General features: G+C 68.3%; 14 protein-coding genes. 9 read left to right on the top strand and 5 right to left on the bottom strand.

Annotated elements, in window-relative coordinates:
• The first annotated feature begins 1 nt into the window (after position 1).
• The 5 genes from bphC (at position 2) to ACJEIK_RS11995 (ending at position 5,214) form a co-directional block, all read left to right on the top strand.
• Positions 2-910, top strand: coding sequence for a biphenyl-2,3-diol 1,2-dioxygenase (gene bphC / locus ACJEIK_RS12015; protein WP_064859400.1), 909 nt, complete (start codon positions 2-4; stop codon positions 908-910).
• Positions 907-2,370: an FAD-dependent oxidoreductase gene (locus ACJEIK_RS12010; RefSeq protein WP_064859407.1), complete on the top strand. Its 1,464-nt coding sequence runs from the start codon at positions 907-909 to the stop codon at positions 2,368-2,370. Before bphC ends, ACJEIK_RS12010 begins: the two co-directional genes overlap by 4 nt.
• 250 nt (positions 2,371-2,620) lie before the next feature.
• Entirely contained in the window at positions 2,621-3,421 is an 801-nt protein-coding gene (locus tag ACJEIK_RS12005) for an IclR family transcriptional regulator (protein ID WP_020103748.1), read from the top strand.
• On the top strand, positions 3,418-4,326 hold the full coding sequence (locus ACJEIK_RS12000; protein WP_064859401.1) for an alpha/beta hydrolase: 909 nt from the start codon (positions 3,418-3,420) through the stop codon (positions 4,324-4,326). The genes ACJEIK_RS12005 and ACJEIK_RS12000 overlap by 4 nt, the downstream gene beginning before the upstream one ends.
• A 69-nt stretch (positions 4,327-4,395) precedes the next feature.
• Positions 4,396-5,214, top strand: coding sequence for an SDR family oxidoreductase (locus ACJEIK_RS11995; RefSeq protein WP_064859408.1), 819 nt, complete (start codon positions 4,396-4,398; stop codon positions 5,212-5,214).
• Here ACJEIK_RS11995 and ACJEIK_RS11990 read toward each other — a convergent pair.
• Complete coding sequence (locus ACJEIK_RS11990) at positions 5,211-6,140, bottom strand: cupin domain-containing protein (protein ID WP_409431516.1); 930 nt, start codon at positions 6,138-6,140, stop codon at positions 5,211-5,213. The genes ACJEIK_RS11995 and ACJEIK_RS11990 overlap by 4 nt on opposite strands.
• An 80-nt stretch (positions 6,141-6,220) precedes the next feature.
• Between ACJEIK_RS11990 and ACJEIK_RS11985 the strand changes: the two genes are divergently transcribed.
• Positions 6,221-6,733, top strand: a complete 513-nt coding sequence (locus ACJEIK_RS11985; RefSeq protein WP_267325634.1) for a DUF1772 domain-containing protein — start codon at positions 6,221-6,223, stop codon at positions 6,731-6,733.
• A gap of 69 nt (positions 6,734-6,802) precedes the next feature.
• Positions 6,803-8,218: an amino acid permease gene (locus tag ACJEIK_RS11980; protein WP_064859409.1), complete on the top strand. Its 1,416-nt coding sequence runs from the start codon at positions 6,803-6,805 to the stop codon at positions 8,216-8,218.
• On the opposite strand, the gene ACJEIK_RS11975 is transcribed toward ACJEIK_RS11980, so the two are convergent.
• Positions 8,196-8,777: a TetR/AcrR family transcriptional regulator gene (locus ACJEIK_RS11975; protein WP_061004230.1), complete on the bottom strand. Its 582-nt coding sequence runs from the start codon at positions 8,775-8,777 to the stop codon at positions 8,196-8,198. The genes ACJEIK_RS11980 and ACJEIK_RS11975 overlap by 23 nt on opposite strands.
• Positions 8,778-8,857: 80 nt before the next feature.
• Here ACJEIK_RS11975 and ACJEIK_RS11970 point away from each other — a divergent pair, with 80 nt between their 5' ends.
• Both ACJEIK_RS11970 and ACJEIK_RS11965 read left to right on the top strand, forming a co-directional pair.
• Positions 8,858-9,790, top strand: a complete 933-nt coding sequence (locus ACJEIK_RS11970; protein WP_267325635.1) for an SMP-30/gluconolactonase/LRE family protein — start codon at positions 8,858-8,860, stop codon at positions 9,788-9,790.
• An 84-nt stretch (positions 9,791-9,874) separates the two neighbouring features.
• Positions 9,875-10,657 (top strand): SDR family NAD(P)-dependent oxidoreductase, encoded by a 783-nt coding sequence (locus ACJEIK_RS11965; protein WP_267325636.1) that lies wholly within the window; start codon positions 9,875-9,877, stop codon positions 10,655-10,657.
• Between the two features lie 30 nt (positions 10,658-10,687).
• Here ACJEIK_RS11965 and ACJEIK_RS11960 read toward each other — a convergent pair whose 3' ends face one another.
• The 3 genes from ACJEIK_RS11960 to ACJEIK_RS11950 are packed head-to-tail and all read right to left on the bottom strand — an operon-like array spanning position 10,688 to position 12,904.
• Complete coding sequence (locus tag ACJEIK_RS11960; protein WP_267325637.1) at positions 10,688-11,488, bottom strand: SDR family NAD(P)-dependent oxidoreductase; 801 nt, start codon at positions 11,486-11,488, stop codon at positions 10,688-10,690.
• Between the two features lie 4 nt (positions 11,489-11,492).
• On the bottom strand, positions 11,493-11,771 hold the full coding sequence (locus ACJEIK_RS11955; RefSeq protein WP_061004221.1) for a hypothetical protein: 279 nt from the start codon (positions 11,769-11,771) through the stop codon (positions 11,493-11,495).
• A complete protein-coding gene (locus ACJEIK_RS11950; protein WP_061004219.1) occupies positions 11,771-12,904 on the bottom strand; it encodes a Rieske 2Fe-2S domain-containing protein in 1,134 nt (377 codons plus the stop codon). The genes ACJEIK_RS11955 and ACJEIK_RS11950 overlap by 1 nt, the downstream gene beginning before the upstream one ends.
• Between the last annotated feature and the right edge of the window lie 49 nt (positions 12,905-12,953).

Raw genomic sequence — 12,953 nt, 5'->3', positions numbered from 1 at the left:
CGTGACCGATTTGAAGAGCCTGGGCTATGTGAAGGTCCAGACCGCCGATATCGAACGCTGGCGCCAATTCGCCTTCGACGTACTGGGTTTCGCAAAGGGCAGCGGCCCCGACCCCGACGCGCTGTACCTGCGGATGGACGAGCGCACCGCGCGCATCATCGTGGTGCCGGGCGACGCCGACCGCATCGTCACCGTCGGCTGGGAGGTCCGCGACGGCGCCGCGCTGCGCCGGGTGCAGGCCACCCTGGACGGCGCCGGTGTGCCGTGGAAGCAGCTGTCCCTCGAGGAGGCCGACGCGCGTCGCGTCGACGAGGTCATCGCGTTCGCCGACCCGGCAGGCAACGACGTCGAGGTGTTCCACGGCGCGGTACTGGACCACAGTCCCGTCGTGACACCGTTCGGTGCCCGCTTCGTCACCGAGGGTCTGGGCCTGGGCCACGTGGTGCTGCCCGCGCAGGATGCCAAGGGGCTGTTCACCTTCTACACCGATGTGCTGGGCTTCCTGCCCCGCGGCGCCTTCCGGGTGCCGGCTCCCCCGGAGTTCGGCCCGTTGCGGGTGCAGTTCCTGGGCATCAACGAGCGGCACCACAGCCTGGCCATCTGCCCGGCCGCGACGCTGCGCGATCCGAAACTGATCCATCTCATGGTCGAGGTCGACACGCTGGACGCCGTCGGGCAGGCGCTCGACCGCGTGAACCGGGATGGGTTCCAGCTGTCGTCCACACTGGGCCGCCACACCAACGACAAGATGGTGTCGTTCTACGTGCGGTCGCCCGGCGACTGGGACATCGAGTTCGGTACCGAGGGCATGAAGGTCGACGAACGGTATTACACCGCAGAGGAGATCACCGCCGACAGCTACTGGGGCCATGAGTGGATGGGCGTTCCGCCGCGGGCGATGCTGCCATGAGCGCCGCCCTGTCACCGGTCCCGGCGTCGTCGATCACCACCTGGGATGACGAGGCCGACGTCGTCATCGTCGGCTACGGCATCGCCGGTGCGGCCGCCGCGGTGGAGGCCTCGGCGGCCGGCGCGGACGTCCTGGTCGTCGAGCGCACCGGCGGCTGGGGCGGTGCCGCCGCCATGGCCGGTGGGTTCATCTACCTCGGCGGTGGCACCGACCTCCAAAAGGCCTGTGGCTTCGACGATTCCGTGGAGAACATGGCCGCCTTCCTGAAGGTGGCCATGGGTCCCGGCGCTGACGCGGCACGGATCGACGACTATTGCACCGGCAGTGTCGCCCACTACGACTGGCTGGTCAGCTGCGGCGTGCCGTTCAAGCCGGTGTTCTGGGGCGAACCGGGCTGGGAGCCGCCGAGCGACGAGGGCCTGATGTTCACGGGCGGCGAAAATTCGTTCCCGTACAACACGATTGCCACTCCCGCGCCGCGCGGTCACGTGCCGCAGATGACCGACAAAGTCGCCGGCGAGCGCAGCGGTGGCTACATGTTGATGAAGCCGCTCGTGGAGACCGCCACCGCGCAGGGCGCCCGGTCGATCTACGACACCGAGGTGCAGTCTCTCGTCACCGAGGCCGACGGCCGGGTGGTCGGCATCGTCGCGCGCCGGTACAGCGACGCCGTGGCGATCAAGGCCCGCCGCGGCGTGGTGCTGGCCTCGGGCAGCTTCGCCTACAGCGACGCGATGGTCGCGCAGTACGCGCCCCGCATCGCGGGGCGTCCGGCGGCGAGCATCGAGCAGCATGACGGCCGGGCGATCCGGATGGCGCAGGCGCTCGGCGCCGACCTGGCACACATGGATGCCACCGAGGTGGCGTTCTTCTGCGACCCGCAGCAGCTCGTCCGGGGCATTCTGGTCAACGGCTACGGCCAGCGCTACATCGCCGAGGACACCTATGCCGGACGCATCGGTCAGCAGACGCTGTACTACCAGGACAACACCGCCTACCTGATCATCGACGGCGATGCTCAGGAGGAAGCCATGGCCGCGACCTCGGCGACGCCGTTCCTGCGCCGCCCGGCCACCTGGGTGTGCGAGACGGTGGCCGAGCTCGAAGCGGAGATCGGCTTGCCCGCAGGCGTCCTGCAGCACACCGTCGCCTATTACAACGAGCACGCCGCGAACGGTGCGGACCCGCTGCTGCACAAGAAGCCGCAGTGGCTGCGTCCGATCGGATCTCCGGTGGGTGCGATCGACCTCCGCAACAGCACGGGCGGCTTCACTCTCGGCGGCCTGCTGACCACGCTGGACGGCCGCGTCCTGCACGTCGGCGGCGAGCCGATCCCCGGCCTGTTCGCGGCCGGCCGGACGGCGGCAGGGCTCGCTGCCTGGGGTTATGCCAGCGGCGTGTCCCTGGGCGACGGCAGCTACTACGGGCGCCGTGCCGGGAGGTCCGCGGCACAGAGCTGATCCCGTCCGGCGTGTCGCCAGTGCGCGTGTCGCCGACCCGCAACCCCCACAGCCGTGTCCCAGGTTTGGGCCATGAGCTGCAGAATTGACACACGAGGCGCCCCTTGCCAGCCCGGCTCGGGGCGCCTCGTCGTGCATATATTCTCCCGCGCTCCCGCGAAATGTGTGACAAGTCGCACCGCCGTGTGATACAAACAGGCATATTCCTAATAGGAATATCGACACGGAGCAACGGAGCTTGGAGGCCGACATGACAGCAGCAGTCGAATCCACCACCCCCAGCGCGGTCATCGACCGGGTATCGCTGGTGCTGGACGCGTTCGACGGCCCCGGGCGCCTGACCCTGGCGCAGATCGTGCGCCGCACGGGGCTGCCCCGGTCCTCCGCTCACCGGATGCTGGAGCGCCTGGTGCAGCTGCGCTGGCTGCGCCGCAACGGCCGCGACTACGAACTGGGGATGCGTCTCGTGGAGCTCGGCTCGCTGGCCGTGCATCAGGACCGCATGCACCGTGCCGCCGGCCCGCTGCTGCACGAACTGCACCGCGCCACCGGCCTCGTCGTGCACCTCGCCGTGCTCGACGGCGGCGACGTCGTCTACCTGGAGAAGGTGGGCAACGGCATGATGACCGTGCTGCCGTCGCGCGTGGGTGGCCGCCAGCCGGCGCACTGTACCGCCGTCGGCAAGGCCATCCTGGCCTACAACCAGGACGCCGAAGTCGACCTCATGAGCCGCAAGACCAAGTACTCGATCGCCAACCGTGCCCAGCTCGCGACCGAGCTGGCCAAGGTCCGCGCCCACGGCGTCGCCTTCGAGCGCGAAGAGTCGGTGCCCGGATTCGGTTGCGTCGCAGCGCCGATCGGCCGCCAGGGTGAGGCCGTCGCCGCCGTCTCGGTGTGTGGTCCAATGAACCGCATGGCCTTCGAACAGCTGACCGCCCCGGTGCGCATGACCGCCATGGGCATCTGGCGCAACGCCGAGGATTCCCGCGTGGCACCGACGCTGCAGCCGATGCGGCCGCTGCGCATGGGCCCGGCGCTGCAGTACGCGTGAGTCTCGACCCACAGATCGCCGGCCTCCTCGAGGCACTGGGCGGCGGCTTCCCCGACCTGCCGAACATGACCGGCGCGCAAGCGCGCGCCGCCATCCGCGCGCGGTTCGTCGCACCTGCCGAACCCGAAGCGGTCGGCTCCGTCACCAATACGGAGGTCGACGGCATCGGAGTGCGGATCTACCGGCCCGCGTCCGATGGTCCCCTCCCGATCTTCGTGTTCGCGCACGGCGGCGGCTTCGTCTTCTGCGATCTGGACTCGCACGACGGACTCTGCCGCAGTTTCGCGAATTCGATTCCCGCTGTGGTGGTTTCGGTCGACTATCGGCTCGCGCCCGAGCATCAGTGGCCCGCGGCAGCCGAAGACGTCTATGCGGTGACGCAGTGGGCCGCCGCCCACGCCGCCGAACTCGGCGGCGACCCGGCCAAGCTCATCGTCGGCGGCGACAGCGCCGGCGGCAACCTCGCCGCCGTCACCGCCCTGATGACGCGCGACCGCGGCGGTGCCCCGCTGGCCGCGCAGGTACTGCTCTACCCGGTGCTGACCGCCGATTTCACCTACGGCTCGTACCACGAGTTCCGCACCGGCTACTACAACACCACCGCAGCCATGCAGTGGTATTGGGACCAGTACGTCCCCAACACCACAGACCGCGAAAACCCTTATGCAGCACCACTGTCCGCCTCCGTCGAGGGCGTCGCCCCGGCCGTGCTCGTGGTGACCGGCTACGACCCGATGCGGGACGAGGCCCTGGCCTACGCCGAAGGACTGCGCGAGGCCGACGTTCCGGTGGCCGAGCTGTACTACGGCGCCATCCACGGCTTCCTGACCATGCCGGTGCTCGACATCGCGCACCGTGCCCGCCGTGACGTGGCCGACGCCGTGACCAAGTTGCTCGCCGACTAGACGGCGATTCCCCAACCAATCGAGGAGTTCATCATCGGCACCTACGCTGTGACCGGTTCGGCATCCGGCATGGGATACCAGGCGGCGGAACAGCTACGCGCGCAGGGCCATACGGTCATCGGCGTCGACCTCAAGGACGCCGACGTCATCGCGGACCTGTCGACCGCCAACGGCCGGCGCACCGCCGCCACCCGGGTGCTGGAGTTGGCCGAGGGCAAGCTCCACGGTGCCGTGCTGGCCGCGGGGATCGGCCCCGGTGCCGGCGCCGACCGTGCCCGCTTGATCGCTCAGATCAACTACCTGGGCACGGTTGAGCTCCTGACCGCCTGGCGCCCGGCACTCGCCGCCGCCGGTGATGCGAAAGTCGTTGCGCTGGGCAGCAACTCCAGCACGACGGTCCCGGCGGTCCCCCGCCGCGCCATCAAGGCGCTGTTGGCCGGCGACGCCGACCGCGCGGCCCGCGCCGTGCGGTTCTTCGGCGGCGGCGCCTCCGCGCTGATGTACGCCGCGTCCAAGATCGCGGTGGCCCGCTGGGTCCGGCGGACCGCGGTGACGGCCGACTGGGCCGGCCGTGGCATCCGGCTGAATGTCCTGGCGCCAGGGGCCATCATGACCCCGCTGCTGCAGGCGCAGCTCGATTCGCCGCGCGAGGGCAAGGCCGTGCGTGCCTTCCCGATCCCGACCGGCAGCTTCGGCGATCCCGTGCACCTGGCCAACTGGATCACCTTCATGCTGTCCGACTCGGCCGACTTCCTGTGCGGCAGCGTCATTTTCGTCGACGGCGGCACCGACGCCTACTTCCGGCCCGACGGCTGGCCCAAGGGTGTCCCCCTGCGCGGCATTCCGCGGTACGTGTGGCGGCACCGCCGGTTCGCCAAGACCCGCTAGGGGGACGCGGCGCGAATCGCCTTGGGGCTCATGCCGTAGCGGCGCTTGATCGCGGTGCTCAGCGCGAAGGCGGTGCCGTAGCCCACGCGGCCCGCGACGGCCTCGATGGTGGCATCGGACCCGCGCAGCAGGTCGACGGCCAGCGCCAGCCGAATCTCGGTCAGCAGTGCCATCGGTGGCTCGCCGACGAGTTGGGTGAATCGCCGCGCCAGTGCCGCCCGGGACAGCCCCACCTCGGCGGCCAGTGACCCGACGGTCCAGGGATGTGCCGGATTGTTCTCGATGAGCCGAAGTGCCGTGCCCACCTGAGGATCTCGATAGGCGCGGTACCAGGCCGGCGCGTCGTCACGGGAGAACCAGCTGCGCAACGCGGCAATGGTGAGCAGGTCGAGCATGCGGTCGAGTACCGCGCCCTGGGCCGGCTCGTCGCGCGACATCTCATCGAGCAGCAGATCGACCAGCATGCTGTTGACCTCGCCCCGCCGGACCACCACCAGCGGCGGCAGCGCGGTGAGCAGCCGCCGGCACACCGCACCCACCTCTTCGTAGGCGCCGGTGATCAACAAGGTCTCCGCGTCGGGCCGGGTGCCCCAGCTGCGGATCCCCAGACTCAGTGCCTCACACAGGGGTTCGCCGTCGATGGTCGTGGTGACCTGCCCCGGGTGCACAACGACTTCGGGTGCGGTGGCGGCGTCGTCGGCGACGGTATAGCAGTCGGGCCCGCGGCAGATCGCGATGTCGCCCGCCTCGAGTTGCCGGCCGGTGGCACCATCCGGGAGGACGGTCGCCGACCCGCGGGCCACCACGACGACGGTGAGCGGCGCCTGGTCCTGCACGCGCAGCGACCACGGCGGGTCGAGCAACGACCGCATCAGAAACGCGCCACGCGCACGTGGCCCCTCCAACAACCCGGCCAGGGCATCCACGGGAAAAGCGTAGACGCTCGCGTATGGAAGTGAGGCTTTTGACGATGGAGCGTCCAATCTGGAGTCAATACGGTCAGCTCATGTTCTTCACCAAGCTCCCCCAGCCGCTCGGCACGACGGCGCTCATCGTCGCTCTGTTGTCCTCCGGACTTCTCGCCGGCCTCTACTACGCCTACGCGGTGTCGGTGATGCCCGCGCTCGGCGCGTTCGACGACCGGACCTTCATCGACGTCATGAACAAGATCAACGTCGTCATCGTCAATCCGCCGTTCCTGCTGACCTTCCTGGGATCGGTCGGCTTCACCGCCTTGGCCGGGGCCTTCTTCCTCAAACCCGGCGCCCGCCCGGTGCTGATCTGGATCGGTGTCGGCTTGGCCCTCAACATCGTCAGCCTCGCCATCACGTCGGTGATCAATGTGCCGCTGAACGACAAACTCGCCACGGCGGCCGGCTCGACCAGTGCCGCCGATCTCGCCGGGCTCCGCCAGCAGTTCGAGTCGTCGTGGGTGCGCTGGAACATGATCCGCGCGCTGGCCAACACCGCGGCCACCGGCGTGCTGGGCTGGGCCCTCGCGGTGCCGGTCCGCGGTTGATGCGTGATTAACGCACGCTGACCGCAACCCTGGGCCGGTGCGCAGAACTGCGGCATCGTCGCGGCGGTGGTGAGTTCGGAGCTCAAGGCCAGTGATGCGCAACTCGCGAAAGGCCTGCGGCGCAGGCATTTGAACCTGATCGCTCTCGGCGGGGTGATCGGCGCCGGGCTGTTCGTCGGCAGCGGCGTCGTGATCGGCAGTGCCGGACCCGCGGCCATCGTGTCGTTCCTGATCGCCGGCATCATCACGCTGCTGATCATGCGGATGCTCGCCGAGATGGCAGTGGCGCAACCCGTGGTCGGCTCGTTCTATGTCTACGCCCGGCAGGCGCTGGGCCGCCGTGGCGGTTTCGTCACGGGCTGGATGTACTGGTACTTCTTCGTCATCGTTGTCGCCGTCGAAGCCGTTGCGGGCGGCCGCATCCTGCATCTGTGGCTGCCCGCGGTGCCGCTGTGGTTGCTCAGCCTCGGCCTGATGCTGGCCCTGACCGCGAGCAATCTGGTGTCGGCACGCTCGTTCGGCGAGTTCGAGTATTGGTTCTCCTCGGTGAAAGTCATTGCCATCGTGGTGTTCCTGGGCATGGGCGCACTGTGGCTCACGGGCCTCTGGCCACACTCCACACCCGGCCTGGCCAACCTGATCGACAACGGCGGCTTCGCGCCGCTGGGCTGGGGCGCGGTGCTGGCGGCCGTGGTGCCCTGCGTCGCGTTCTACACGGGCGCCGAGATCGTCACCATCGCCGCAGCGGAATCCGACGAGCCCGAGCGCGCGGTGACGCGCGCGATGAAGTCGATCGTGTTCCGCATTATCGGGTTCTACGTCGGATCGATCCTCGTGGTGGTGGCCATTCAGCCGTGGAACACCAAGAGCGTGAGCATCAGCCCCTATGCCTCGGTGCTCACCGTGCTGGGCATCCCGGGCGTCGCCACGATCATGAACTTCATCGTGCTGACCGCGGTGCTGTCCTGCCTCAATTCGGCGCTGTACACGACCTCACGAATGCTGTTCGCGCTCACCACCTCTGGCGACGCGCCCCGGTTCTTCACCAAGCTGTCCCCCAGCGGCGTCCCGCGCCGCGCGATCCTGCTGGGCACCGCGGTCGGCTACGCCTCGGTTGCCGCGACCTACGTGTGGGGCGACGTGGTGTTCAACTTCCTGATCAACTCCTACGGCGCCGTCGCACTGTTCGTCTACCTGATCATCGCGATATCGCAGGTTGTCCTGCGGCGCCGGATCGAGAGGTTGGCGCCGGGCACGCTGAAGCTGAAGATGTGGCTGTTCCCGTGGCTGAGCTACGCCACCATCGCCCTCATGGCGACGGTCATCCTGGCGATGGCGTTCCTGCCCGACACCCGATCCCAGTTCCTGATGAGTGGCGTCACCCTGGCCGTCATCCTCGTCTCCTTCGAGGTGGTCCGGCGACGCCCGTCACCGGCGGCCGAGCCCGCGACGCCGGTTGCGGTCACCGCGCCGCAAGGATACTGATCGCGATATCGGTAGCCGGGCCGATGACGCTTTCGATGTCCAGGTCGTCCTCGGCGGTCTGGGCGGCCAGCTCGCGCACACCGGCCAGCAGCATCACGGCTTTGGGCTTGGTGATCGGCGGCAGACCGGCACGCTGAAATCCCGGGTTGGATGCGAGTTCGCCCAGCAGCGCGGCGAGTTCGGCGAAATTGCGCCGCTGAATCGGACGGGCGGCCGCGCCCAGCGCGGGCAGGTCGCGAATCCAGCTCAGCGAAATCGCCGGGCGCGCAGTGAGATGCGCGATGTACGCCGTGAACATCTGGCGAATCTGATTGTGCCAGTGCGCATCTGAGTCGACGGACTGCCGGATGTCGGCGACCAGATCGTCGGTCACCGAGGCCAGCAACGCCAGGTAGCACTCCTGCTTGTTCGCGAAATACAGGTAGAAGGTGGTCTTGGAGGCCTGGGCCACCCGCACGATGTCGACGACGGACGTCGCGGCGTACCCGCGTTCGGCAATCAACGTGGCGAGGGCGTCCACGAATCGCTGACGGGCGTCGTCATCCTCCGTGTTGCGCATGACAGTACGTTATCGTACTGTCCCCTGACGTGCGAGTACGACCTCGTACTCGGAGCTGGGGGTAGACGATGATCCGTGCTGTGCGACGCCCGCGACGCGGCGCCGTGGCCCGCCTGGCAGCGACGGTGGCGCTGGCGTTGCTGGCCGCCGTCGGTGTCCCGCCGACACCCGCTGCCGCCGTGGCAATTACCCGCTGCCCGTGGCGGGCCACCACCGTCGCGAGTGGACTCGGTTCGCTGGAGAACCTCGGGTTCGACGGTTCGGGCACCATGCTGGTCTCACGCACCGTCGGCACTTCCGGGCAGTTGTACCGCCTCACGCCCGACGGCAAGGGCAGCACCTTCGTACCCAATGTCGCTGCGCCGGGCAGCATCACCGTCGCCGACGGTGCGGCCTACTTCACCACCGGAAACAACTTTCTCTCCGGGGTCTTCGGCAGCAAGGACGGCACCATCGCGCGCGTGGACCTCGGCACCGGCGCGCTGACGACGATCGCCACCAGACTCACGATGCCCAACGGGATGGTCCGGTTGCCCGACGGTTCGTTCGTCGTCTCCCGCAACATCGGCTGGACCACCGGGCTGACCAGGATCAGCGCCGACGGCACCCGCGAAACCCGGCTCGCGCCCTCGGTGACCATGGCCAACGGCCTGGCATACGACGCCGCGCACAACGCCGTCGTCGCGTCGATGGACCTGCATCCCGTGAGCACCCTCGCCATCGTGGACATCGACGACCCCAGCCACATCCGCACCGTCAACCTCGGGCTGTTCGGGCTGTTCGGATTCCCCGACGACCTCACGGTCGGGCCGGACGGCCTCATCTACCTGGCGATGGACGGTGGCGACATCGTCCGCATCGACCCCGACCGGCACGCCGCGTGCATTCTGGCCTCGGGGATGTTCGGCAGCACCTCGGTGCGCTTCGGCGCGGGCACCGGCTGGGACCCACAGGCGTTGTACAGCACCGACCTCTTCGGCACCGTCCGCAAGCTGACGCCGACCGCCGGTTGAGAAGACATCCCGGTGACCGGACCACAGCCGTCCAGCCGAACACGGGGGCCGCAAGAATCCTTCCGCAACGAAAGGACTTGCAGCATGGACAGATTCAGCGACCGCCGGGTCATCGTGACCGGCGCCGGGTCGGGCATCGGCCAGGCCACCGTGGCCCGCCTGCTCGATGAGGGCGGCACCATCGTCGCGTGCGACATCTCCGCTGACGGCCTGGCCCGCACGAAGGAAGCCGCCGAAAAGGCCGGCACCGCAGCACGTCTCACCACCGCGGTGCTCGACATCTCATCCGAAGAAGACGTCGCCACGGGCGTCGACGCCGCGGTCGCCGCCATGGGCGGACTGGACGTGCTGGTCAACGTCGCCGCGATCGAGACCTGCTCGCACACCCACCAGACGACCCTGGCCGACTGGAACCGCATCATCGCGGTCAACCTCACCGGCACGTTCCTCATGACCCGCCAGGCGCTGCCGGCACTACTGGCATCGGGGCGCGGTGTGGTCATCAACTTCACCTCGACCTCGGCGAGCTACGCCCACCCCTACATGGCGGCCTACTCCGCCAGCAAGGGCGGCATCCTGAGCTTCACCCACTCGCTGGCGCTCGAATACGCCAAGCAGGGGCTGCGCGCCGTCAACATCCAGCCCGGTGGCGTCTCAACCCCGCTGGCCAACGGCACGTTCGCCAAGATGCCCGAGGGCACCGACTACGGGCTGTGGACCAAGCAGGTCCCCATGCTCAACACCGGCAACGACGCGAACCTGGGTGACCCCAGCGCGGTCGCCGCGGTGGTCGCCATGGCGGCTTCCGATGATGGCGCGTTCCTCACCGGCACCGAGATCCGGGTCGACGGCGGCGCCCACTGTTAGACCATCCGCGGGTGCCCAGCTGAATCAGTCTCAGCGGACGACGACCTCGCTGGGCACCCGCGGATCACCAAGCATCGCCCGATGTGACAGCGGCGTCCGGCCGTCGACATCGGTGATGCCGTAGCGCTGGGCTTCCTCCGCGGCGATCACCGTCTGCCCGCTGATGCCCTCCAGATCCGGGTCCTGGTACAGCGCGTTGATCACATGCCCGATGAACTCCGGCGTCTCGAAATTGCCCGCGGCCTTGGCCAGCGTCTCGGCGTCGAACGCCTGCTTGAACTTGTCGGTCAGCAGGATGCCCATCCAGATCGACAACGTCGACACGCCCGTGCCGTGGAAGTCGACGGCCATATCGGCCGCCATCTTGTCGACGCCGGCCTTCTGCGCACCGTAGGCGGGACCGTGCATGTAGCACACCCCGCCCGGCGACGAGGTGAACGCGATCAGGCCGCGCCCTTGCGCCACCAGCAGCGGCGCGGCATGCCACGACGCCACATACGCCGACCGCAGCCCGACGTCGAGGACATCACCGAGGCCGATCGGCTTCTCCCAGAACGGCTTCGGGTCGACGAGGTTGTCATGGACCACCGCCGCGTTGTTGACCAGCAGGTCGAGCCGGCCGGACTCGTCCGCCACCCGCGCGAACAGCGCAGCCACGGCATCGTCGTCGCGGTGGTCCACCGGAACGGCGATGCCGCCGTCGCCGGGATCGGTGACGGTGCGTCCCGTCAGGTACACCGTCCACCCGTCAGCCACCAATGCGGCGGCGATGCCCTTGCCGGCACCCCGGCTGGCACCGGTGACGACCGCGACCCGCTTCTCTGCGCTCATGCCGTTATGGTGCCACGCCCAGTTCGTCCTGAACGACGTGCACGACACCGGCCGCCACCGCATCCGCGATGGATTCCTTCAGCTGGCCGCACGCCAGGAAGATCCGGCCCGGCAGGCACTCGGCGCGCTGCCGTTCCTCGCACCTCGCGGCCGACTCGCGCGTCCACTGCACGCTGGTCTGCTGCCAGCTGCCCTTGCGCGCCAAAACCTCTGCGCCACAAGCGCGGCAGGTCACCGGCACCATCGGCATGTCGGCCAGCCGGATGTCGGGCCGCGCGGTCATCAGACCGACTCCGCGGCCCGCGCGGCGGCGATGTTGGCTGCCATCTCCCTGGTCCACGCCTCCCGCGGGACGGTGGTGTCCAGCTCGTATTCGAACCGGTCGGTCATCTCCGGCACCACATCGGCGACGTCGACGTAGAACTGCTCGTACCACCGGCGCAGCTGGTAGACGGGGCCGTCCTCCTCGACCAGCAGCGGATTGTCGATGCGGGCCTTGTTCTTCCAGATCTGCACGTCCTGCTCGAAGCCCTGCTTCACCCAGTCACCGAGCGCGTGCGCCGTCGCGACGGCCGCGTCCTCGGGCAGGCCTGCCATCTTCTTCACGATGATTCCGTACTGCAGCACAAAGGAATTCGCGTCGATCGGGTAGTGGCAGTTGATCAGGATGGTCTTGTGATCGGCTTCCGGGTAGTGGTACGTCAGGTCGTCGATCATGAAGGACGGCCCGTAGTACGACGCCACCGACGTCGACCCCAGCATCTTCGCCCCCTCGGTGCCCTGCATGTCCTCGCGGCCGCCACCGTTCATGTACTGCGTCGCGACCTGGCCCTCGAAGATGTTCTTGAAGTGCGACGGCACCGAGCCGTGGATGTAGAAGAAGTGCGCCATGTCGACGACGTTGTCGATGATCTCGCGGCAGTTCACGTTGACAACCGTTGTGTACCAATGCCAATCGGTCCACTCATCACTGCCCGCCTGCTCGATGCGCGGGATGTAGACGTCCGCCGGCGGCGCGCTGCCCTCGGGGTCGTTCCAGATGAACAGCATCCCGTCCTGCTCGAGGGTCTCCCACTTCGCGGTGCGGGCAAGCCGCGGTGTGCGCTTGGCGTAGGGCACCAGCTTGCACTTGCCGTCGCCACCCCAGCGCCAGTCGTGGAACGGGCAGGCGATCTCGTTGCCCTTGACGGTGCCCTGGCTCAGGTCACCGCCCATGTGGCGGCAGTAGCTGTCCAGCACGTTGAGTTCGCCGTCCGCACCGCGGAACACGACGAGCTTCTGCCCGAAGGCGTTGATCGAGTGCGGTTTGCCGTCACCGAGGTCCTTGGTCAGGCCAAGGCAATGCCAGCCGCGGGCGAACCGGGTCGGCGCTTCACCGGCTTCGATCTGGCGAACATCGACATCCTCCAGCGACATCTGATGACCATCCTCACATTGAAAACTGGGCTGCAGTTTGATGTTTCAG

Origin of the sequence: Mycobacterium sp. SMC-16 (assembly GCF_046250085.1) — a bacterium.
Taxonomy (GTDB): domain Bacteria; phylum Actinomycetota; class Actinomycetes; order Mycobacteriales; family Mycobacteriaceae; genus Mycobacterium; species Mycobacterium phocaicum.
This window is presented reverse-complemented; position numbering and strand designations above follow the sequence as displayed.